Origin of the sequence: Marinobacter sp. AC-23 (genome assembly GCF_001858325.1) — a bacterium.
Taxonomy (GTDB): domain Bacteria; phylum Pseudomonadota; class Gammaproteobacteria; order Pseudomonadales; family Oleiphilaceae; genus Marinobacter.
Genome location: NZ_MBPP01000001.1, coordinates 357,604 through 378,112, shown reverse-complemented (window position 1 = coordinate 378,112; position 20,509 = coordinate 357,604). Strand labels below are relative to the sequence as shown.

At 54.3% G+C, this 20,509-nt stretch carries 20 protein-coding genes and 2 pseudogenes; 12 read left to right on the top strand and 10 right to left on the bottom strand.

Annotation, left to right across the window (positions count from 1 at the left end; genetic code table 11):
• Positions 1 to 17 precede the first annotated feature (17 nt).
• From BCA33_RS01745 to BCA33_RS01730, 4 genes are read right to left on the bottom strand one after another with little or no spacing between them, the layout of a single operon-like run.
• Entirely contained in the window at positions 18 to 422 is a 405-nt protein-coding gene (locus tag BCA33_RS01745; RefSeq protein WP_071263102.1) for a GNAT family N-acetyltransferase, read from the bottom strand.
• Positions 314 to 991, bottom strand: coding sequence for a hypothetical protein (locus BCA33_RS21150; protein ID WP_254774108.1), 678 nt, complete (start codon positions 989 to 991; stop codon positions 314 to 316). The genes BCA33_RS01745 and BCA33_RS21150 overlap by 109 nt, the downstream gene beginning before the upstream one ends.
• Positions 966 to 1,319 (bottom strand): ferric iron reductase, encoded by a 354-nt coding sequence (locus tag BCA33_RS20420; RefSeq protein WP_368087205.1) that lies wholly within the window; start codon positions 1,317 to 1,319, stop codon positions 966 to 968. Before BCA33_RS20420 ends, BCA33_RS21150 begins: the two co-directional genes overlap by 26 nt.
• Positions 1,265 to 2,749 (bottom strand): IucA/IucC family siderophore biosynthesis protein, encoded by a 1,485-nt coding sequence (locus tag BCA33_RS01730; RefSeq protein ID WP_071263099.1) that lies wholly within the window; start codon positions 2,747 to 2,749, stop codon positions 1,265 to 1,267. Before BCA33_RS01730 ends, BCA33_RS20420 begins: the two co-directional genes overlap by 55 nt.
• Positions 2,750 to 2,847: 98 nt before the next feature.
• On the opposite strand from BCA33_RS01730, the gene BCA33_RS01725 reads away from it, so the two are divergent.
• From BCA33_RS01725 to BCA33_RS01710, 3 genes are all read left to right on the top strand, one after another.
• Entirely contained in the window at positions 2,848 to 3,603 is a 756-nt protein-coding gene (locus BCA33_RS01725; protein ID WP_083394599.1) for an MFS transporter, read from the top strand.
• On the top strand, positions 3,603 to 4,004 hold the full coding sequence (locus BCA33_RS01720) for a hypothetical protein (protein ID WP_071263097.1): 402 nt from the start codon (positions 3,603 to 3,605) through the stop codon (positions 4,002 to 4,004). The genes BCA33_RS01725 and BCA33_RS01720 overlap by 1 nt, the downstream gene beginning before the upstream one ends.
• Before the next feature lie 412 nt (positions 4,005 to 4,416).
• Positions 4,417 to 4,707, top strand: a complete 291-nt coding sequence (locus tag BCA33_RS01710; RefSeq protein WP_071263095.1) for a hypothetical protein — start codon at positions 4,417 to 4,419, stop codon at positions 4,705 to 4,707.
• Positions 4,708 to 5,031: 324 nt separating this feature from the next.
• On the opposite strand, the gene BCA33_RS01705 is transcribed toward BCA33_RS01710, so the two are convergent.
• The gene (locus tag BCA33_RS01705; protein ID WP_071263094.1) at positions 5,032 to 5,259 is read right to left on the bottom strand and encodes a hypothetical protein; all 228 of its coding nucleotides are present in this window, start codon (positions 5,257 to 5,259) and stop codon (positions 5,032 to 5,034) included.
• A gap of 190 nt (positions 5,260 to 5,449) precedes the next feature.
• Between BCA33_RS01705 and BCA33_RS01700 the strand changes: the two genes are divergently transcribed.
• Positions 5,450 to 6,304 (top strand): LysR substrate-binding domain-containing protein, encoded by an 855-nt coding sequence (locus BCA33_RS01700; RefSeq protein ID WP_175469672.1) that lies wholly within the window; start codon positions 5,450 to 5,452, stop codon positions 6,302 to 6,304.
• Positions 6,305 to 6,316: 12 nt separating this feature from the next.
• Here BCA33_RS01700 and BCA33_RS01695 read toward each other — a convergent pair whose 3' ends face one another.
• A complete protein-coding gene (locus BCA33_RS01695; protein WP_071263092.1) occupies positions 6,317 to 6,952 on the bottom strand; it encodes a TetR family transcriptional regulator in 636 nt (211 codons plus the stop codon).
• Positions 6,953 to 7,119: 167 nt separating this feature from the next.
• Here BCA33_RS01695 and BCA33_RS01690 point away from each other — a divergent pair, with 167 nt between their 5' ends.
• From BCA33_RS01690 to BCA33_RS22495, 5 genes are read left to right on the top strand one after another with little or no spacing between them, the layout of a single operon-like run.
• Complete coding sequence (locus BCA33_RS01690; RefSeq protein WP_083394611.1) at positions 7,120 to 7,857, top strand: MipA/OmpV family protein; 738 nt, start codon at positions 7,120 to 7,122, stop codon at positions 7,855 to 7,857.
• A gap of 53 nt (positions 7,858 to 7,910) precedes the next feature.
• Entirely contained in the window at positions 7,911 to 8,990 is a 1,080-nt protein-coding gene (locus BCA33_RS01685) for an efflux RND transporter periplasmic adaptor subunit (protein WP_071263090.1), read from the top strand.
• Positions 8,990 to 10,474 carry an efflux RND transporter permease subunit gene (locus BCA33_RS22505; protein WP_302848209.1) on the top strand — a complete coding sequence of 495 codons (1,485 nt, stop codon included), beginning with the start codon at positions 8,990 to 8,992 and terminating at the stop codon, positions 10,472 to 10,474. The genes BCA33_RS01685 and BCA33_RS22505 overlap by 1 nt, the downstream gene beginning before the upstream one ends.
• The gene (locus BCA33_RS22500) at positions 10,447 to 11,043 is read left to right on the top strand and encodes an efflux RND transporter permease subunit (protein WP_302848208.1); all 597 of its coding nucleotides are present in this window, start codon (positions 10,447 to 10,449) and stop codon (positions 11,041 to 11,043) included. The genes BCA33_RS22505 and BCA33_RS22500 overlap by 28 nt, the downstream gene beginning before the upstream one ends.
• Positions 11,007 to 12,038: an efflux RND transporter permease subunit gene (locus BCA33_RS22495; protein ID WP_302848207.1), complete on the top strand. Its 1,032-nt coding sequence runs from the start codon at positions 11,007 to 11,009 to the stop codon at positions 12,036 to 12,038. Before BCA33_RS22500 ends, BCA33_RS22495 begins: the two co-directional genes overlap by 37 nt.
• A 170-nt stretch (positions 12,039 to 12,208) precedes the next feature.
• Here BCA33_RS22495 and BCA33_RS01675 read toward each other — a convergent pair whose 3' ends face one another.
• Positions 12,209 to 12,523, bottom strand: coding sequence for a high-potential iron-sulfur protein (locus BCA33_RS01675; protein WP_071263089.1), 315 nt, complete (start codon positions 12,521 to 12,523; stop codon positions 12,209 to 12,211).
• 132 nt (positions 12,524 to 12,655) lie between these two features.
• Between BCA33_RS01675 and BCA33_RS01670 the strand changes: the two genes are divergently transcribed.
• Positions 12,656 to 13,729: an endonuclease/exonuclease/phosphatase family protein gene (locus BCA33_RS01670; protein ID WP_254774107.1), complete on the top strand. Its 1,074-nt coding sequence runs from the start codon at positions 12,656 to 12,658 to the stop codon at positions 13,727 to 13,729.
• Positions 13,730 to 13,804: 75 nt separating this feature from the next.
• Here BCA33_RS01670 and BCA33_RS22490 read toward each other — a convergent pair.
• Positions 13,805 to 15,426: pseudogene (locus tag BCA33_RS22490) on the bottom strand (M28 family metallopeptidase).
• Positions 15,427 to 15,708: 282 nt separating this feature from the next.
• Between BCA33_RS22490 and BCA33_RS21135 the strand changes: the two are divergent.
• Both BCA33_RS21135 and BCA33_RS21130 read left to right on the top strand, forming a co-directional pair.
• On the top strand, positions 15,709 to 16,635 hold the full coding sequence (locus BCA33_RS21135) for a DUF4139 domain-containing protein (protein ID WP_254774105.1): 927 nt from the start codon (positions 15,709 to 15,711) through the stop codon (positions 16,633 to 16,635).
• On the top strand, positions 16,587 to 17,276 hold the full coding sequence (locus tag BCA33_RS21130; RefSeq protein WP_254774104.1) for a DUF4139 domain-containing protein: 690 nt from the start codon (positions 16,587 to 16,589) through the stop codon (positions 17,274 to 17,276). Before BCA33_RS21135 ends, BCA33_RS21130 begins: the two co-directional genes overlap by 49 nt.
• Positions 17,277 to 17,326: 50 nt before the next feature.
• On the opposite strand, the pseudogene BCA33_RS01655 reads toward BCA33_RS21130, so the two are convergent.
• A pseudogene (locus tag BCA33_RS01655) lies at positions 17,327 to 18,884 on the bottom strand (FGGY-family carbohydrate kinase).
• Positions 18,874 to 20,499: a glycerol-3-phosphate dehydrogenase/oxidase gene (locus tag BCA33_RS01650; RefSeq protein ID WP_071263088.1), complete on the bottom strand. Its 1,626-nt coding sequence runs from the start codon at positions 20,497 to 20,499 to the stop codon at positions 18,874 to 18,876. Before BCA33_RS01650 ends, BCA33_RS01655 begins: the two are co-directional and overlap by 11 nt.
• Between the last annotated feature and the right edge of the window lie 10 nt (positions 20,500 to 20,509).

Below are 20,509 nucleotides of genomic sequence, written 5' to 3'. Positions count from 1 at the left end.
TAGGCTGTCCCTGTCGATTACAGTTGGGTGTCGAGGAAGAAGCGGTCGCGGGGGTTGCACAGCAGCGCCGCCCGTTTATGGGGGAAGTCAAACTCGCCACGCTTTTCCCACGTGGTGGTTTCGGTATGGCGTAGCATTGCTTTGTTGTCAGCTTTGGGTTCCCCCCAAATGTGCCGGGTGCGGGGTTCTGCAAGAAACAGGAAGTGGCTGACGGCGTTGAGCCAGTGTGGTGTCTGACCCTTGCCAAGGAAGGCTTGTTCGCCCACAAGTACGTGCACACCCTGGTCGTAAGGGGCTGCATCGCAATAGGGGCCTAGTCGGTCTTCCACTGCATAGTAGGTTTCAAAATAGCCAACAGCCTCACCGTTGGCTTCCAGAATAAGTGGTGTGGAGTGCGAGTCTGCCCTGCGCTCATCCAGCATGGCGTTGAGGCGCTCGCGGCTCCAGGGGTACTCCCAGAACTTTGCAACCCGAGGCTGTTCTGCCAGCGATGGAAACGCTCGCTGTCTTCTTCTACGGTCGCCTGGCGCAGTGTGATGGTTTTACCGAGCCCGGGCGCAAACCGTCTGTACAAGATTTGGTTTTCTACCGTTGGGCGCCGAGGGTGCCGGATATCGCCGGTCTGGACGATGCGATCTGGCAGAATCGGCCACAGAGCCTTGTCGAGCCAATACTCCCGTATCTGATAGAAGTCCGAGCGAAACAGAGCCTTGCCTCCCTCTGTTTCTTCCCACGCCGGATGACACGTATCGAAGAACTCACAGGTTCCATTTGTTAGTTCAATCTGCCGGCTGTCCAATGTGTAGAACAGAGAGTCCAGCACGCGGTGGCTGGCCTCTCTGTTCAGGGCAGGGCCCTCCCAGTCCAGAATGCGGCCGCCGGTCGCGGTCACTTGATGCCGTGCTTGCCACACTTGGTGGTCCAGACTGATCCGCAGTTGTTGGCGGTCGGATGAGGAAGTCACTTCAATGGGTGAGAACGTATGTGTCATAAGCGTCGTTATTCTCCGTTTTCAGGGGGTGGCTAAGCACCAGCGGATTGGGAATGGGGTGATAGATGGATTCGAGATCGTCCAGGGTGTTTTCGTTCAGCGCCCTCAGGGAACACAGAAAATTGTTCTTGGCATAAAGCTGTGGGCTGTTTAGCAGGTAGTGGATGGCGCTGGGGTCAGCCGGAGCCTCTGCGCTCCGTTGCTGCAACCACTCCCTAAGCTGACCCAGGAGGTGGGTTTCGGTACAAAGGCTGGCGGCAGCCAGGGAGCTGATCACGTTAAACGTGCTGTTGATAAACAGGTAATAGCTAAACAGTCTTGTCCCCAGGGCATCTGGTAAATCATTCCCGCTGGCTTGTGCCGACGCCGCGAGCCCAGGCCGAACTGCTGGTGTGCAAGGGCCGAGAAGCCGGTGCCCTGGCAATCTCGGAACCAGGCAGCAACCGGTTGGAAGCGGTCGTCCAGACGCAATATCAGGTTCTGCTGGTGGGCGCCGAACAAAAGCCCGAGGTTGCTCTGGGCATCCAGCAGGGGTTTGACTGCCAGGTCCAGGTAGGCGCGAAACCAGGCGATGGCTCCAGCCTCATCGGTATTCATAGCTTGCAGACAGTGGCCAAGCCTGGAGAGCCCCGTGGACGGATTGTCCTGCAGCAGTGAGGCCAGCAGCTCGCAGTTCTCGGCATTGTCACCCTGAAAGGGGTTATCCCGGAATACCAGCGTGGTCTCGGGCAGCGGGTTGTCTGAATTGTCGCAGAGCGCTAGAGCAAGAGGTTCATTGAGTATCTGGAATTGGGGGTGTCTTGCCAGCCAACGCTGGGCGGGCTCTGTATCCAGAAGGTCGGCCAGTGCAGGTCCTCGCAACGCTTCCTGGGGCTGCAAATGGCGAAGGGAATTAGTGATGCGAACAGAGAGGGAGAACTTCAGCATCCAGTCCTGTTCGTCGGACCAAATCGCCCTTAGCGACGAAGTCGCGCGCCATGGGCTGGTGCCCATGGCCAGGCTCCGTAACCGGCCTTCGGCCTGCATTGTGCGAAGAGCCGGATGAGCTTGCCAATGGCGGTGCTGGAAGGGATGGCAGGGAATAATCATGTGTCCAGGCTGTTTGGCGGCGTGTATGGCACGGCGTACAAATGGAGATTCTCGTTCCAGCAAGGATTGAATCGCGTGGGCCATCGACGCCCCCGTGGATTCGTTACAGCGGACACAGGCGGAATCTACGCTGTACCAGATTAGCGAAAACCGGCCCGCGTACTCCGGTGAAAATACCGCTGCTTCCTCCCGATCCATGTTTCCCCGGTCTTTCGGGCAGGGGTGGATGGAGTGGCCGTTAACAAGCGCCTGCTCCGACTCGATAAAGCTTTGGAGCCCGGAGTCGGATACGAGCAAATGCTGCGCACGGTAGCCCAGGGCAAGGCCAAGGTTTTCTTCACTGCGTTGTACCCGGTCACAAAAGTTCTCCCGGGCCTGGGATGTTGACTCGTTTAAAAGCGCAGGCAGAGTCAGGGTCCACTCTACCGCTGTCATGAAACTCACCGGTTTGGGGCCATTCTTCGAATTCAGCAGGAGATCCGGCCCGAGAAGATGTCGACCGCCCAGGCTGCGAAACCGACAGGGGATCAGAAGTGTTTCGCCCGATTGAGGGTGGGTGATGGAAAAGTGACGGTGCTGGGAATGCCAGGGCCAAGGGCCTGTTTCCCGGAGCAGTGCATTGAAATAAGCGTTAATGGGAGGGTCAAATTTTTTCCGGTGTCGACTCATAACGAAATCCTTATCTGGGTAATGTTGTGAAACACTGTAAAGTTAACGATAATGATTCGCAATTGCGTATTGTGGCGACAGGTTAGAGTGAGGTAGCGATGACTATTCGAGGAAAGGATGCCTGGGGACCGGTTCTCATGATGGGGTTGCTGCAGTCAGCTCTGATTGCTTGTTTGCCTTGGCTTATCGAACGCACTGGGCTTTCGGCAGGAATTTGGTCACTGGTTCTGTCCGCCGGAATGGTTCCGGTACTGATTGGCGCGCCTCTGTGGGGGCGGGTGGCTGATCGCCGGGGCGCGCGGCCAGTTATTGGCTTGGCATCTGCTCTGGTATTGGCAGGTTTCGGGCTGGTGTTGCTGGTGTTGGGGCTGAACGTCCAGGGGGCGTGGGCGGCAGTCTTTCTGGTGCTGGCACGACTGGCCCATGGCGCGGGGGCAGGCGGAATCTTTCCCGCAGCGCAGCGGCTTGCGATTGCAGGAATCGGGCCGAAAGACTGGAGTTACCGGCTTTCCCGCCTTCAAATAGCAGTTCATGCAGGCCGTCTTGCCGGCCCCGCACTGATTGCTTTGGCTACCTGGCTGGGGATGATGACGGGGTTGTTTATGGCAGGCGTTCTGGCCGTGCTGTTGGTGCGGGGAAGTCGTTCTGCCCCAGTAGAGCACGAGCCAGAGAATGGCTTTCTCCATGGTCAACCTCGTAGCCGTTTACCTTGGGGGCCGGGGCGGCCGTTTTACCTGATGGCTCTGTTGCTAACAGCCTGGGTAGGCTCCTTGCAATTTGTGCTTGGCCCAGTCCTGACCCGTATTGCAGAGGTATCGGCCGAAGCTGGATCTTCTCTGACGGCGGCTGCCTGATGCTGACCTCCGTTGTGGGGCTGGTGTTAGGCCCTCTGGTACATGCCCGGATACGTGGGACGGTTGCGCTTACGATGGTCTGGGGGGCTGCGCTTCTGATAGCTGGGGTGGTATTAGGTGTTGCAACGACGGTCTTTGAGATCTATGTAGGTGTTGCTTTTCTTGCCTTTGGCGCCGCTGTACTCACACCTTGGTATGGCAGCCAGGTGCGTCAGTGTCAGCCGGATGCGCACGGAGAAGTCGGCGGACGGTTAACCAGCACCCACACACTGGGGTACATCGCCGGAACCCTTGCAGGAGGCTGGTTGCTAGAGGTACACCCGGATCGGGCGATGGCCGCCTTTGTGTTGCCTGCGCCGGTGTTGGTGCTGCTCGCGATAAAAGCCCGGACACTTGAGTAATCCCGTAGGCAATGCGAGCCCCTCCGCCACAGATGCTGAGGGTCACGCTGATATTGATGGCGATGGAGCGATTACTGGCGGTTTGCGTTTTTGATCCGGCCCTAAATTGCAGAATCTGGGAACCTCTGCTAGCAGTTATAAGGGAACAGCAAGCTTATTTCAGCGCGACCGGAGGCGAGAACATGCCTGAACATGATGGTGCGGTATTGGGCGAGCACTATTCCCATAAAATCAGTGCAGAGTTTGACAGTCAGATAGCTGCAAGCAGGGCCGTAGAATCGTTGAAAGTGGCTGGAATACCACGGGAGCAGATCCGAGTCGTCCAGCCACATGACCCCCATATGGGCACAAGGTAGAGCCGGACGATAAGGGCATCGCGCGGTCTCTGGTCAAAACTCATGTGAGGTTTGGGTTGATAGGTCTTGTGGTTGGGCTGGTGATCGCTGCTGTGCTGTTGGCTATCGGCCCAGCATTGGCCCGATCAAGCCCGGTGATGACGTTTGTCGCGTTGGGTTTCCTGGGCACGATATTGGCCCTTCTTCTCGCGGGTGCCGTATCTTTACGGCCGGATCACGACGTTTTAATAGAAAAAGCGCGTATTGCAAAAGACGACGGGCGCTGGACCGTTGTGGCGCATTGCGCCAGCGTGGATCAGCGGGAACTGGCAAAAGCGACAATGGATCACAGCACTCAAACCCTGTAACCGCATGAGAGGCCTTTCTCCAGCGTTTTTTCATTGGCGGCGAGCGACAGTCGCCTAAAACCGTTCGGCATGAGCTTTTTCCCAGTCTGCTGAGTACGCAGAGGGCACAGTTCCGGAGAGGAAGTCTCCGGGCTCTACCAGAGGGTGAAATTCCCGATAAGTGCAGGCCGGACCAAACTCAGGTCGATGATAGATGTGCTCAAACGTAAGCTCATCAGGTGATCCGAGGCCCATTGAGAGACCTGGCCCGAGCTGGGTGAGTGCGAGCAATACGAACCAAGCACAAGCCAAACTGGGGGCTGTCTGTTGCCTCTGGGGCAAGCCTCATACTCGGTGGTGTTGTTCAAGATACTTCACGGCATCCGTGCGTAGTGGCAGGTTGAGTGCGACCATAATGCTTTGGCGCTCGTAGCCCAAGTCCGCGAGAATGTCGTCTTTTTCAGCAAGGAGCGTGTTGGCCATACGCCGAAAATGCTGGCGCCGGGCATAGCTTTCTACCAATGAGAAGGAAGCCTGTTTGGCTGTTTGTTGATTTGCCTTTAAGCCCAGCATTGCCATCACCTATAAGTATGTGTGCTTGCCCACCAAACCCGGTTGCTACTACGACGCTACGCAACCCAAGTACCTTATACGAGAGTGCTGCTTCGGAAGCATTCAATCAAACGAAAAGAATTTAATCTTGCCTTCAGTTATTCTTAAGGGGACGATTCGATCTTCCTGATGGAGGTACGATAAATTGGCCATGCCACTGCTAGACAATGAAGTGCTCAGAACCTTCGTTACAATTTCTGAATGTGGCACCTTTACCGGTGCCGCAAAAATTGTTCATCGGACGCCTTCGGCGCTGAGCATGCAGATAAAGCAGCTGGAGCAGAAGCTGGGGAAATGCCTGTTTATTCGTGAACCCCGACAAGTTCGATTGACCCCAGAAGGTGAGGCGCTATTGGGTTACAGTCGGCGGTTGTTACGGTTAAACGAAGAAGCCGTGCGATACTTCCTGGCGCCATCCCTGGAAGGCAAAGTGGGTATCGGGACATCAGATGACATAGGCACTCGAATTTTGCCGGAAGTACTTTCCCAGTTTGCCCGCTCATACCCTGCGGTGCTTGTAAACGTTGTGGTTGGCTCCAGTAAACAGAATCTGGAACGGTTAGATGCCGGGGAACTGGACATGGCACTGGTGACGGTTTCGGATGACGTTCAGAGGGTTCGGGGGGAGGTTGTGCATGAAGAGCCCCTGGTTTGGGCTGGGCATGAAGAGTCGACCGCATTCTTGCGATCTCCGGTGCCGCTTGCCGTGGCCCACGAAGGGTGTGCTTGGCGCCGGATGACGCTGCGGGCTCTGGATAAAACAGGTACTCCGTACCGAATCGCCTACACCTGTGAAAATTGCTCCGGCCAGGAAGCGGCCTTGATGGCGGATCTGGCGATCGCACCCTTCCCGCGAAGCCTTGTAAACTCTCCCCTGAAGGAAATTACCAACCAGAACTTGCCTGAGATCGGCTCCTATCAGTTGGCACTTGTTCGACGTGGTACCAATCCGGTGAGTGATGCACTGGCAAATCACGTGAAGAGCGCATTCGTAAATCGGCAATAATGACGTATGGCGTTAAACTTCGCCGCTCAAAAAGTGCTCAGGTAATTGACTAAAGAAAAGATCAACCAAGCGCGTTGCCTGGGATTGCAGATCAAACGTACCTGGTAGTAACAGCCACAGGTAAACCACACCCGTCACCTGAACGTGCAGGTGCGTGATGGCGCTGTCGATGTCCAGATTTTTTGGCATATAGTTTTGCCGGATGGCGCTGGTAAAAGCTGCGTGCATTCGCTCGGAGCCGATTAAAACATTGTTTCGGAGCAGGGTGCCAATGGGCTCGTTTTGCGCGGTCATCTCGCACTTCTGAAACACTATTTCATAGACTCGCCTGCGGCTAGGGTCCCGCTCTATTTCACGAACCACGAACAGTATCGATGCCCGCAAACGCGCCAACGGGTCTGCGTCGCCAAGCTCATCCAGAGTCGGGTCCAGCTGCCCTAACTGCACTGACTGCCTATCAAGCATCGCTTTAAATATGTCTTGTTTGTTCTTGAAATGCCAGTAGAAAGCACCTCGGGTAAGGTTGGCTTCTTGGGCTATTTCATTAAGCGATGCCTGCGCGACACCTGTGCGATGAAATACAATTTCAGCGGCGTCGATCAGCTTTTCGCGAGTCTGTTGCGCTTCCTCTTTTGTCCGGCGGGCCATCTTGCTTATCTCCCATAGGTGTTATCAACACGATATTACCACTTCTATACATTCAAGTATGTATGTATAGTGATCGCCACCTGAATAGCGATCTGGAGTGATGAACTAAGATGATGAATAGTCGATGTTGTTTGACGGCTCACATTTCCATATTTGCAGCTACCGCAATGTTGGCTGGCCCCGTGTTGGCAGCGACAGATAGCCAGCAAACAGAACCCAGCGAATGGTCTGTCGGCCTTGGTGTTGGTGGTGGCTGGTCGCCCGAGTATCTTGGCGCGGATACCTACAAAGCGGAGGGGCTACCCTGGATACAGGCTCGTAAAGGTCAATTATCTATCAACCCGGTTACCGGCATCAGTTACGACTTTTTGAAAAGCGAGCGTTGGAAGTTGGGGCCCGCATTGTCTTACGCCAGAGGGCGGGAGAACTCCGGTGCGCTCACGCAGTTTGAAGATGTGCACGGCAGTTTGTTGGCCGGCGCTATAGCCAGCTGGACGAGCGGCCAATGGCAAATTAATGGTGATATTGCTGCCCCGGTTTCGGGGGACCTTGATGGCGTGCGTGTGCGCGGTTACTTGCGTTTTTGTGGAAAAATTACAAATCGACTGCTCTATGCCGCGGGCCCTGGGGTTTCCTGGGCCAGCAACCGCTGGAGTCGAGCCCTGTTTGATGTTTCTATTGAGGATGCTGCGCGCTCCGGGTTAAGGCCCTATCGCGCCGAAGGAGAGTACGTTCAAGGCAGTATGAACGGCCGGCTGACCTTCTTGGTAACTCGCAAGTTTAGTGTGTCGACGGTGGCCCAATATAGCCGGTTGTTCGGAGATGCTGCAGATAGTTCCATTGTTGAAGATGTGGGTGATGCCAACCAGTGGCATGGTAGCCTCGCGATCAACTACCAATTTTAAAAGGCATCTGACTAGCGTTCATTGCGCTAATCAGAGTTAAAGGAACAGATAAAATGAACCGCTCGTTTTCCCGGAGTACGTCAAGCGTTGTAACAATCATAGCCGCATTGCTTCTGGCCGGCTGTTCCGATAACCAAGCTGAACCCGAAACTGAAACTGCCCCACCTGTAAGGCCTGCGGTTATCCAAATCATCGGGGATAACGCCTTGGCCAGCATCAGCTTTAATGGTGTTGTCCGTTCTGCAGAAAGGGCCGAGTTGGCGTTTCGTGTTCCTGGCAAAATGGTGGCCATGGAGGTGAACGAGGGTGACAAAGTCGAGAAAGGTGAGTTGCTGGCTAAACTCGAACAGGACGAGTTTCTCCGGGCGGTCAACTCTGCCAAAGTCGAGTTTGATAAGGCGCAAGCGGATTATCAGCGTGGTGTTCAAATTTTCAAGTCGACCCAGGCCATTGCGAAAACCGACCTGGAGAAACTCAAAACCAAACGGGATCTGGCCAACAACAAGCTGTCTAACGCCCGGCAGGATCTCGATAACACATCCCTTCGAGCGCCCTTTGCTGGCGTAATTGCTCAAAAGACGGTGGACAATTTTCGCAACGTGAATTCCGGTCAGGCCATTTATGTTCTTCACGATCTCAAAAATCTTGAAGTGGTGGTAGATGTGCCAAGCAAGATGTTTTTCTCGCCAACTGGCCAAAGGGAAGGGTTTGCCTTGGTTGAGAATAACGGCAGCATTCGCTTACCGGTTGTGTACAAAAGCTACTCTTCGGAACCAGATACCCTGTCTCAAACCTACCGTGTGGTGCTTGAAATCACGGACCTTCAAGGTCAAAACGTATTGCCCGGCATGAATGCCCGAATCTACCCCGCTGAAGGTGGAATGGTTGAAGACGCGGTTATTCAGGTGCCCATTCAGGCGGTTTTGCCCACCAATACGGGTGACGAATTTGTTTGGTTGGTCGGGGATAACGGCGCGGTTGAAAAGCGCGTGGTGAGTGTGGGCGAATTGATTGATGACCAAGTGGTTGTTAAAGAAGGGTTGGCAGTGGGCGACAAGGTGGTTGTCGCTGGCGTAAGCGCTTTGAGTGAAGGTATGAGGGTTCGGCCCCTTGAGTCTAAGGGGCAAAAGTAATGAATCTTGCCGCATACGCCATTCAGAAAAGAACCAGCTTGTGGGTGATCATTTTTTTGACTCTGCTGGGTGGCTACTTGAGTTACCTCAATCTTGGGCGCTTTGAAGACCCCGAGTTCACTATTCGCAAAGCAGTGATTACAACATCTTATGAAGGCGCAAGCGCTCAGGATGTGGCCGACGAGGTTACCGACCCGATCGAAGCTGCCGTGCAATCCATGCAGGAAGTAAAGGAGATTAAGTCGGTCTCCAAGCAGGGAATTTCGGAGGTGAATGTTGAGATTGATCTGGCATTTTCCCGAACCAAAGCCGAGCTGGAGCAAGTTTGGGATAAGTTACGTCGCAAGGTAAACGATGCTCAACGGTCGTTACCTAGTGGCGCGGGCCCTTCGTTTGTGAACGATGATTTTTCGGATGTATATGCGTTGTTTTACGCCATTACCGCCCCCGGATACAGCAACAAACAGCTGCACAACTACGCCGACTTTTTGAGCAAAGAGCTTGCGCTGGTGGATGGCGTGGCGAAAACCGCACTGATCGGCCAACGAGAAGATCGTATTTACATCGAAATTTCCAGCGAACGGCTGGAAAACCTGGGCGTTACCGCAGAGCAGGTGTATCAGGTGCTGCAGAAGCAGAACAGCATCACGGTGGCGGGTGAAGTGCAGGCAGGTTCCATGCGACTTCCGGTGATTCCAAAGAACGCCGTCGGGAGCTTTGAGCAGCTCAAAACACTGCCACTGGGCATAGGTGGCGATGGGCAGACCGTTAAGCTGGAAAACGTAGCCAGCGTGAAGCGAGGCTACCAGGAACCGGCGCCGTTTCTGATGGAGTACAACGGCGAGCGGGCTATTGGCCTTGGTATCTCCAACATATCCGGCGGCAACGTGGTTGAAATGGGGGACGCCGTTAAGGCCCGCCTGGCCGAGCTGGATGATCAGCGCCCGGTCGGGGTTTCTCTAAATGCAGTTTCCATACAGTCGGATTCCGTGCGGGCTTCCGTGGCGAACTTTATCGGCAATCTGGCCGCAGCGGTTGTGATTGTGTTCATCGTACTGCTGGCGTTTATCGGCCTGCGGTCGGGCGTCATTATCGGTTTTGTACTGTTGCTCACCGTTGCTGGCACATTAATTATTATGTTGATAGACAACATAGCCATGCAGCGTGTGTCTCTGGGTGCGTTGATTATTGCACTAGGCATGCTGGTGGATAATGCCATTGTGGTCACCGATGCGGTGCTGGTGAAGTTCAAAAATGGTGAGGATCGCTATCAGTCGGTTCTGGATGTGGTTCAGTCAACAAAGTGGCCACTGTTGGGTGGCACACTTGTTGGCATTCTTGCGTTCAGCGCGATTGGCCTGTCACCCAGTGATATGGCGAATACGCCGGCTCGTTGTTTTGGGTCATTCTCTATTCCATGGCGCTCAGTTGGGTTTTTTCCGTTACGGTTATCCCCATGCTGTGTTATCAGTTCCTTAAGGTAAAACAGACCAGTGGGCCTGAAACTGAAGGCGCGGTTCTGCGCACCTATCGCGGCTTGCTGTACCAAGTGCTTAAGTACCGCAAAACCACTGGGGTTGTGTTGATTGCCCTGTTTGCTGCGGGCATCGCCGGCACCAGTTTGGTGCCACCGGGGTTTATGCCAGATTCGCAACGGGCGCAGTTCGTGGTAGATGCTTATTTGCCCCAAGGCTCGGACATTTCATACACAGCTAAGGTGTTGAATGAGATTGCTGAAGATGTAAAGGCCCACGATGGCATTACAGATGTTACGTCGTTTATTGGCGGCGGTGGGTTGCGCTTTATGCTCACGTACGCACCAGAGCCCCGCAACCCATCCTATGGACAACTGTTGGTCGACGTTGCAGATGAGAGCCAGATTTCCACGTTGATCACCGAGTTGCAGGGCGAGTTAACGGCCAGGCATCCGGAAGCGTCCATCAAGCCTGGAAGTTTATGTTGGGCCGAGGGGGCGGAAAGAAGATTGAAGCTGGGTTTAGCGGGCCAGATTCTGCAGTGCTGCGCCAGCTTTCCGAACGCGCCAAAGCCATGATGACAGAAGACAAAAGCCTGATAGCAGTACAGGATGACTGGCGTCAGCAGGTACCCTTTGTGGTGCCCACCTACAACCACGCTCTGCTGCAAAAGCTTGGGCTGACAAGTGTTGAAGTTAACCAAGCCATAGCGCAAACCTTGAGTGGCCGCACCGTGGGTCAGTACCGTGAAGGTGACGACCTTATCCCAATGGTGGTGCGTGCGCCGCTTGACGAGCGCAGCCGCCAGCAGGTTATTGGAAGCATCAAGGTGTACAGCCAGAAACTGGATGAATCTGTACCCGTAAGTGAGCTTGCCGAGTCGGTCGGTGTGGTGTGGGATGACGCAATGATTCGCCGCATGGATAGGCAGCCGACCATCATGGTGCAATCAGATCCTGCGCCTGGAATTCTCACCGACGATGCCTTCAACTCAATACGAGCCAAAATCGAGTCCATTGAGCTTCCGCCGGGTTATGAGCTTACCTGGTACGGCCAATATAAAGCCTCTAAGGATGCCAATGCCGGCTTGGCGGTTTCTGCGCCTTACGGATTCGCGGCGATGATTCTGGTGGTCGTATTCATGTTCAATGCTATCCGGCAGCCACTGGTGATCTGGTTGACGGTTCCGTTTGCGGTGGTGGGCGTTGTTATCGGATTGGCGTCCTTTCAGGCCGCGTTTGAGTTTATGGCGATTTTGGGCTTCCTGAGCCTGATCGGGATGATGGTCAAAAATGCGATTGTTCTGGTGGATCAGGCAGACAACGATATTCGGGCGGGTATTGCCCCTTTCGATGCCGTTGTTGATGCTTCTATCAGCCGGGCAAGGCCTGTTGTGCTGGGTGCCCTGACCACCATACTTGGGGTGGCTCCATTGTTAATGGATCCATTCTTCAAGAGTATGGCCGTAACCATTATGTTCGGACTGCTGTTTGCGACAGCACTGACATTGGTAGTAATCCCGCTATTGTATTCCGTGCTGTTCAGAATAAGGAGCCCGGAGGTGAGGCCGTGAAAAAGGAGGGTTATTTGTGCCAGAAGGTGCTGAACTCCGTCGAATGGATGACGATATAAACGACGCTGCGGGACAGCAAGAGACGCACGGCAGTGGTTACAGAAAGCCTGGGCGGCGAAGTGAGTGAAGCCGCCCAGGCTTATTTAAGGACTTTTATAAATCGGCTGTAATTATGCTTTCGCAACCCAGGACTGGCACCATCCTTCGGGTTCCACGCTATTCTGAGGGAACAGCTGGCAACCGTTGTTGGCTTCCTGGAAGAATCTGCAGTTTGAGCATTGTTCCCCCGCTTCGTACGCAGGATGGTCGCTGGCGTCTTCGGCTTTTTTAACGTAGTTCAGAGCCTTGGCCTGAGCGACTGATGGGTCAAGTGGCGTAAGTTCCTGGGCGAAAACACGCTGAGAGAGAATGCTTGCTCCTAAAGGTAGAGCAGCGATGCCGAGTAGGCTCTGACGCATGAATTTACGACGACTTTGATTAGTCATGATATCTCCTTGGTCATTTGTGAAACCCTTTAAAGTATCCTGTATTTGTTCGTGCTTTGCTACTTTGAAGCGCGATCAACCCCGAATTCAGATAATAATCGCGTCACTTTGACCTTGCTGTACAATAAAATCATGATGTTACTTATTTTACTTATTTGTACGATTGTTATCGCGGTAGCGACTCTGTTGCCCCTTTGGCGTCACCCCCACTGGAGCGTTCGGAGCTTTGATTTTCCGCGCCTGCAGTTGGCTGTTTTGGCTGCGCTTTTAGTGATTGCCCAGTTGATGTTTTTGGATTTGGGGCGACCACTTAGCTGGGTGCTGCTCCTTGTAGCTGCAGGGTCGCTAGCAGCACAGCTCTGGTGGGTTTTGCCGTATACCCCGATCTGGCCCAAGGAAGTGAAAGATGCGCCGACACCCGACCCCGAACGCACACTGGCCATACTGACGTCCAACGTACTCACCCATAACCGGAACGCCGAGGCATTGTTGGCTCTGGTCGACGAACACGAGCCCGATATTCTGGTTACGTTGGAGTCGGATAAATGGTGGGAGGACCAACTGGCGGTGCTGGAAGGAACAATGCCTTATAGCATCAAGTGCCCACTGGATAATCTGTACGGTATGCACGTGTTCTCCAGGTTGCCGCTGCATGAGCCTGAGGTATGTTTTCTGATCGAGAAAGGCGTTCCGTCCATGCACGCCTTCGTCGAGCTGCGCTCTGGTGAGAAAATACGAGTTCGCTTTGTGCACCCTGCACCGCCCAGCCCGACGGAGAACGACGAGTCGACGGAGCGGGATGCAGAGCTTGTGATTGTTGGGCGTCGTGTTGCTGACAATGATGAACCCGTGATCGTGACAGGCGATTTGAATGATGTGGCCTGGTCGGAGACGACTCGGCTGTTTCGAAAAGTCAGCGGCCTACTAGACCCAAGGGTAGGGCGCGGATTCTACAGCACGTTTCACGCGGATTATCGGATTTTAAGATGGCCTCTTGACCACCTGTTCCACAGCCACCATTTCACGCTTGATTCCATCACCCGGCTTCCATCTATTGGCTCGGATCATTTCCCGCTTCTGACTCGTGTAGTGCTTACACCGGTGCGGGGACAAGACCAGGAGCCGCTGCGACCGGATGACGATGATCGTAACTTGGCGCAGGAAATTGCCCAGAGCGAGAAGGCTGACAAGAAGAATGTGCCCTAGCGGGATAGATAACGCATTCAGAGAAAGGGCCACTCCTGCGAGCGGCCCTTCTTTTGCGGACTTCCTATAGACTGACTACTTGATCCACTTATCACCCCAATGGGTAATGTCGTGCTTTTGCTCAGCTTGTAGCGAGCGTGCGCCGGCTGCAGGTTGTGCATCCTCCGCCGCCGCAATTTCTTGGTCGATCACTCTGGTTGAGAGTGATAGCCAGCTGGTAACAAACGCTGCGGCATCGCCGTGGATCTCCAGTGCGAGTTCGTCAATGTTGGTGATGTCGTCACACGCCGCGTGATAGCACGGATCGTATGCAATGCCTGCTTCGCCACCGAATTTGGCAGCCTGTTCTTCTGTTTTTATTCCCTCTGCGCCAGTAAACAACCCGCCAAAAGCGATGCCGACTTCAAAGAACTGAGCGTAATCAGAGCGGAAACTTATCTCAGTACCTCAGATGCTATGCCTCGCAGGTTGAAGTATTTCTCAAAAAGCGCCTCAGTGGCTGCCGAGCCGGGAGGGCCAGCAAGGTCAAAGTCAGAGCCATCACCATCGTAGATAAAGTTGCCAAAGTTAGGCGAGCCAATCATGTCGTAGTTCAGGTACACCTTGATTTTGTCCTGCTCTTCCTGAGAAAGGCTGTTTACATAGAAGGTTGAGCCCACGAGGCCAGCTTCTTCGGCACCCCACCAGGCAAAGCGGACTTGATTGCGCGGGTGTGCTCGCTTCATTTGCAAAGCCAGTTCAAGCAAGGCAGCGCTGCCAGACCCGTTGTCGTTTATACCGGCGCCTTCAAACACCGAGTCAAGGTGCGCACCGGTCATTACGACGTTATTGCCCTTGCCGCGGCTGGTTTGGGTTATTACGTTGAAGGTCTCTGTTTGCTCTCTTACCACGTTAGCGACAACCCGTAACTGCAGGTCTGGTTGGTCTATCCAGCTTGCGCCTATATCGTAAGTTGTCGCTAAAACCGGAATGCCTCCGGCGTAATCGTCACCCAAAGTGGCATTGAGCAAGCCTTTACGGTCGTCGGTGTTGCCCTGGTTAAAAATAACCACGCCCAGGGCGCCAGCATTGGCGGCATTGGTTGCCTTTTGCCCAAAGGCGCAGGTACCACGCTGAATAACGGCAATGGAGCCTGCCGGGAAGTCGGTAAAGTCGTCTGCTTCACAGCCGCTGGTCGACATGTTGTCGGGGCCGAGTTCCACATCGACGGGTACTGCAGTGCCCGATACATCACCCGGCTCTGTTTGAGAGAGGTAGGTGAAATCTTCTTCCCATACGTAATCCGTCGGAGTGGGGGCGGTAACTTGCAGTACGCCATCACCGGCTGGGTAGAATGCGTTGAACGGGAAGGGCTGGATGGTAACGTCGTACCCTGCGCCCTCAAGCGTGGTCTTGATATAATCAACCGACGCTTGGTAACCGGATAATCCAGCGGCTCGGTTGCCATCGTTGGCTTGAGCAATGCCATAGAGCATATCCAGATGATACTGAATGTTGCTGGCTTGCATACAACGAGGCAAGCCGAGCGGGGTGCTATTGAGAATGCCGAATCGGCACTCGAAAGGGCTTAGGTGACCGGGGCTCCAGAAGGCATTATATAGGTCAGCGGTGGATCTGTTGCCTGAGCTGGCCAGGGCGGTTGTGGCGAATAAAAAAGATCCTATCGCCAAAGTGCGACTTACCGTGCTGATGTTCATTTGAGTTCTCCAATCCTGGGAGTTTTTTTGTTAGGCCCGCAGGGGGCGGACTGTCAGCAGAGGGCGCTTGATTGTGTTGTAATCAGGCCCCGGGCATCACTGCTTCCTTCGATGCCAAACGTAAGCCTAGTTCGGAATATTTTGTCCTGCCAGATCAAAAATATTACAAAAAACACCGGTTTTTCATGGACATGTCGCTGTTAAATGGATGTTTATCCTGTACGTTAATAAGCAAAGTAATTGTTTACATCAAAACAGCCGCGCCCCTGAAGGAAGCTTCTGATGACAAGGTACAGCCTGCTTGCGTTTGCTATTGCGACCACGCCACTGATGGCTCATGCAGACATTACAACCGCCACGTTATACCCCTCACATGCGGAATTAACGTGGGAAGAAAGCGAGCAGGTAAGTTCCGGCTCAGGAACATTGGAGATTAAGGGGTTGCCGTTAAGCTTGCAGGATCAAAGCCTTCAGGTAGGGCTTAAGGGTGCGGCTGGGTCGCAGATCCAGCAGGTTCAGATCAGCCGGGTGGAACAGGCTGAGTTTGTGGCTGGAGAATCCCGGCGAATTCGCGATGAACTGGCAGTGGTTACATCCCGAATCCAAGAGCAGGAGGACGCGATTCGGGCTTGGGGGCAGCAGGTTACCTTGATGAGTAAGGCTGCAGAATCCACCCACGAGCTGTCGGCTTCAGAATTGACTGATATGGCTGCCACGCTGAAGGAAACCACCCAAACTGCGCTGGCGGAAATGCGGGTTATTCGCGAGAACATGGCGGGTGACGTTGCGTTGCGAGATCGCTTAATCCGGGGGCTGTCCCAGGTAAAGCAAGGTGCCCGGGCCACCAAAACGGTGGTGGTGCGATACCGAACGCCTGAGAGCGGCGAGCTTGGCGTAAAACTCCGTTTCCAGACCAACGAAGCGAGCTGGCGGAGTGAGTACAGTGCCCGCTTAAAAACAGAGCTGGAAGGTAAGCCTGGCGCTGAGATGACGTTGGAGCACCTGGCTGTCGTGCAACAGTCTACCGGTACAGATTGGGAAGGCGTGGACCTGCGCCTGGCAACCGCGAATGTTCGGCGTGGTACCGCAATGCCTGAGATTTATCCCTGGGTTGTGAGCCTGAGCAGCCTCAGGCGTATCGGGCAAGCGAGGATATGGGCATGGCCGAGATGGAGGCACAATCATTTAAATCAGCCAAGCGCCCCGTAGCCGTTGTTGAGCGTCAAAGCAGCTTCACTCAGAGCTATCGGTTGTCAGAACCGGTTGTGATTCCCTCGGGATCGTCAGGCCAACGGCTAACGGTTGCTCAGCATCAGATTCCCGTTGAAGTCGCCACCTGGACAACTCCCGTAGCGGACACCACCGGGTATCTGCATGCAACTGGTACCTTCAATGCAGATGCGCCCGTACCGGCAGGCCGGGTTACGCTATACAGGGATGGTCAGAGTGTTGGTGAAAGCCAGCTGAATGACCTGGTTAATGGCGAAGAGATAGCTCTCGGTTTCGGCGTGGATGAAGGCATTCGTGTAGCCGTTGTGAATGAGCTTGAGCGAACGGGAGAGGAAGGTATTTGGAACAGCGAAAACGTTCAGCGCCGCCAAAACCGGTTTGAGATTACCAACCATCACGCAAAAGCCGTGCAGATTCGAATCTTTGACCGGCTTCCTGTGTCTCAAGAAGATGTTCTGAAGGTTAAACCGCTGGACGTCAGTGAGCCGGTTGAGCGAGATGTAGATGATAAAAAGGGCGTTTTGGCCTGGGATCGCAAAGTACCGGCAGGCGAAACGGTTAGCGTGAAATCTGGCTTTGAGATTCGAGTGCCGGAAGGCACAACGCTGCCCAGGCTGTAGCCGTTAGGCAAGGTACAAATGAGCGCCCTGACTGGTCCAAGCCGGAATGCCTACTTTGGATAACCGGTGATATCCCGGATTTTCTGGTACAGCGGTTGAAGCTTGGGATACATGCGTAGGTAAACTTCGGTATAGAGTCGCTCATATAGCTCTTGAGCTTGCGGGTTAGGGTGGAATACATCGCCAACCCGGGTCATTGCTGCCACTGCTGTTTCAAAATCCGGGTGCAGGCCAAGGCCAACTGCCGCATCAATCGCGGCACCGAGGCCGGAGGTTTCATAGGTGTGTGGGCGCTCCGCGGGTAAGCAAATACGTCTGCGGTTAATTGCATGGCGGCGTCACTCTGGGAGCCTCCGCCGGCCACTCGGAGTTTGGTAATTTTAACGCCGCTGCGCTTTTCGATTTTTTCTTTGCCTTCACGGAGCGCGTAAGCCAAGCCTTCCAATATGGCGCGGTAGATATGCGAGCGAGTGTGAACATCGCCAAACCCGATGATGGACCCTTTGGCTTCAGGCCCGGTTGGCGTACGCCCGGCGACCAATAGGGTTGCAGCATTAAGCCCATGGAACCCGCAGGTACAGCTTTAACCAGTTCATCGAACAACACTTCGGGCTCTATGCCGCGCTCTTCTGCAATTTTTTGTTCTCGCAAACCGAATTCGCGCTTAAACCAACTCACCATCCAAAAGCCCCGGTAAATCATCACTTCCGTGGAGTAATGTCCGGGTAACGCAGAAGGATAGGGCGGCATCAGGCGTACCGGCTCCACATAGCGTTTGTTGGTGGCATTTATGGTGGCGGTTGTGCCATAGCTCATGCAGCCGATATCAGGTGTTAACCCTCCAGAGCCAAGTATTTCGCAGGCTTTATCGGAGGCAGCTGCAATTACGGGCAGGCCCTTGGGAAGCCCCAAGTGTTGAGCGGCCTCTGTAGTGAGGTTGCCCAATCCGGAGCCAGGGCTGACCAACTCGGGCAGCATGGACCGTTTTACCGGCATGACTTGCCATTTAAAGTCCCGTTTGCTCGCCCAGCGGTGTTTTTTGTAATCAAATGGCAGATAGCCTACTTGGCTGCCAGTTGAATCCCGAAACTCACCGGTTAAGCGGTAATTCAGGTAGCCAGATAGCAAAACAAAATGCCGGGTTTTATCCCAAATCTCCGGTTGGTTCTGGGCAATCCAGTTGGCTTGGGTATTTTCACGAAAGCGGTTAATCGTGTTTTCAAGCCGTGTCAGTTTGAAGAGCCAGCCCCATGGGCCTTTCACAGGGCCGTCGACCCGTGCGTGCCGTTGGTCTAGCCAGATAATGGCCGGGCGAAGTGGCTTGCCGTTTTCGTCGAGGTTAATCACCGTGCCACGTTGAGTGGTGACGGTAACGCCCACAACTCTGTCTGGCGCTACATCGGTTGATTGCCAAAGTTGTTCGCAGGCCTTGCCCAGGTTTTTCCAGAAGTACTCGGGCTCTTGTTCAGCCCAGCCCGGCTGTTCTGAAAAATAGGGCTGAATCTCCTGCCTGCCTTTGGCAACAAGGTTGCCTCTTGTGTCGAAGAGCAGGGCGCGTATGCTCTGGGTGCCATTATCAATGGCTAAAATCAGCGGGTCAGATGGCATGCTTTGGCTCCAAATGACTCGGTAATGAATACGCGTGGGCCCAAAGCGCAAGATATCCGGCTTCTTCTGAACGCCACTGTTCGTCATCCCAGTTGAGTGCGCTCTGGCAGTGTTGCCTCACGTTAGCCAGTATCGCCCGACCACCTTCGGGCAGAATCAGGCCAAGCCGGGTGCGGCGTAGCATTAGGTCATCCAAATGGTTTACGTCTTCCTGCTTGCAGGCCCACACAACTTCCGCCCATAACAGCTCACCAGGAACAAAGCCAAGGTCTGAATCGCAGCTAACAAGTTGGGCTGGCCCTGCTTGAAGCACAGAGCCCAGGTCTGAGCCATAAAACCCGGTAAGCCGTTGCCAGTTTTGATGACTGATACGGTTGGGTTTTTGCAGCGAGGGAGATGGTCGGAAAACCGGGTCGTTTTCTGGTCGCAAAAGCTCTTTACCACCCAGGCCTCTGGCAAGCGCTTCTCTTGCGATTAAGCGAAATGTGGTGAGTTTGCCGCCGGCGATACTGATTAAGCCTTTGTCTTCACGAAATTCATGCTCGCGGCTTTCTTTGGAGGGCGCCTTGGCACCAGCAACCTTTTGCTCCGCGGTCACAACGGGCCGGACTCCTGCCCAGGTAGAAAGCACGTCCGTTCGGGATATCGCGTTACCCGGGAACAGGCGGTTGGAAATTTTAAGTAGGTAATTCAGCTCCTCATCGGCAATCCGCGGCTCGCTATCCAGACTTTCGTTATGGTCGAGATCCGTGGTTCCCAGTACGGTTGTGCCCGCCCACGGGAATGCGAAAACCGGGCGCTTGTCATCCGGGTGGAGCAGAGAAACGGAGCATGAGACCGGGAGTTTTTTCCATGGAATCACCAAATGGCTGCCGCGCAATGGCCGAATGGTCATAGGTTTCTGGCCGCCGACTGGCTGTTGTAGCCGGTCGGCCCATACGCCTGTGGCGTTAATGATAAGAGGTGTGTTTACGGTAAAGGCTGACGTGTCATGTTCTGCCTGCAGTTCAACCCCGCTGACCTCGTCGTTCGTTCTCAGAACGCTTACCGCTTTTACGTAGTTCAGGCACCGGGCGCCGTCTTGGCGGGCTTCCTTTATTACACGTTGAACCAGGCGGGCATCATCGGTTACCGCATCGGTAAAGCCGCTGGCTCCGGTCAATTTGGTGGTGTTCAGGCCAGGTACCCATTGCATGGTCTCACCGGGCGTCAGGAAGTGCCGGGACTTAGAACGGGCTATCCAGTCGTACACTCGCAGCAGCATTTGAAACAGCCACGGGCCGGGGAACTGGCGCTGAAAGTGCGGCATGATGAAGCGCAAAGGTTCAATTAAGCCAGGTGCTTCGGTCATCAATCGCTGACGTTCGTTTACAGCATCTCGGGTCAGCCGGTATTGGCCACTGCCAAGATACCGAAGGCCTCCGTGCACCATTTTTGAAGACCTGCTGGATGTTCCCCAGGCGAAATCTTTTTGTTCGACCAACAATGTGTTCAAACCGCTACCGGCTGCTTCCCGCGCTATACCCGCGCCAGTAATGCCGCCGCCAATCACCACAACATCAAATGTGTGAGTGCTGCTTTTGAGCTCCCTGAGCAATGAATCTCTACGCGTCATGGGTCTTATC

Coding starts and splice junctions, on each gene's coding strand:
- BCA33_RS21150 (WP_254774108.1), bottom strand. CDS start 991: ATGACACATACGTTCTCACCCATTGAAGTGACTTCCTCATCCGACCGC.
- BCA33_RS01695 (WP_071263092.1), bottom strand. CDS start 6,952: ATGGCCCGCCGGACAAAAGAGGAAGCGCAACAGACTCGCGAAAAGCTG.
- BCA33_RS01745 (WP_071263102.1), bottom strand. CDS start 422: ATGCTGGATGAGCGCAGGGCAGACTCGCACTCCACACCACTTATTCTG.
- BCA33_RS01705 (WP_071263094.1), bottom strand. CDS start 5,259: ATGCTGGGCTTAAAGGCAAATCAACAAACAGCCAAACAGGCTTCCTTC.
- BCA33_RS01675 (WP_071263089.1), bottom strand. CDS start 12,523: ATGACTAATCAAAGTCGTCGTAAATTCATGCGTCAGAGCCTACTCGGC.
- BCA33_RS21130 (WP_254774104.1), top strand. CDS start 16,587: ATGGCCGAGATGGAGGCACAATCATTTAAATCAGCCAAGCGCCCCGTA.
- BCA33_RS22505 (WP_302848209.1), top strand. CDS start 8,990: ATGAATCTTGCCGCATACGCCATTCAGAAAAGAACCAGCTTGTGGGTG.
- BCA33_RS01690 (WP_083394611.1), top strand. CDS start 7,120: ATGTTGGCTGGCCCCGTGTTGGCAGCGACAGATAGCCAGCAAACAGAA.
- BCA33_RS01700 (WP_175469672.1), top strand. CDS start 5,450: ATGCCACTGCTAGACAATGAAGTGCTCAGAACCTTCGTTACAATTTCT.
- BCA33_RS01730 (WP_071263099.1), bottom strand. CDS start 2,749: ATGAGTCGACACCGGAAAAAATTTGACCCTCCCATTAACGCTTATTTC.
- BCA33_RS01670 (WP_254774107.1), top strand. CDS start 12,656: ATGATGTTACTTATTTTACTTATTTGTACGATTGTTATCGCGGTAGCG.
- BCA33_RS01725 (WP_083394599.1), top strand. CDS start 2,848: ATGACTATTCGAGGAAAGGATGCCTGGGGACCGGTTCTCATGATGGGG.
- BCA33_RS22500 (WP_302848208.1), top strand. CDS start 10,447: ATGCTGTGTTATCAGTTCCTTAAGGTAAAACAGACCAGTGGGCCTGAA.
- BCA33_RS01685 (WP_071263090.1), top strand. CDS start 7,911: ATGAACCGCTCGTTTTCCCGGAGTACGTCAAGCGTTGTAACAATCATA.
- BCA33_RS01720 (WP_071263097.1), top strand. CDS start 3,603: ATGCTGACCTCCGTTGTGGGGCTGGTGTTAGGCCCTCTGGTACATGCC.
- BCA33_RS21135 (WP_254774105.1), top strand. CDS start 15,709: ATGACAAGGTACAGCCTGCTTGCGTTTGCTATTGCGACCACGCCACTG.
- BCA33_RS01650 (WP_071263088.1), bottom strand. CDS start 20,499: ATGACGCGTAGAGATTCATTGCTCAGGGAGCTCAAAAGCAGCACTCAC.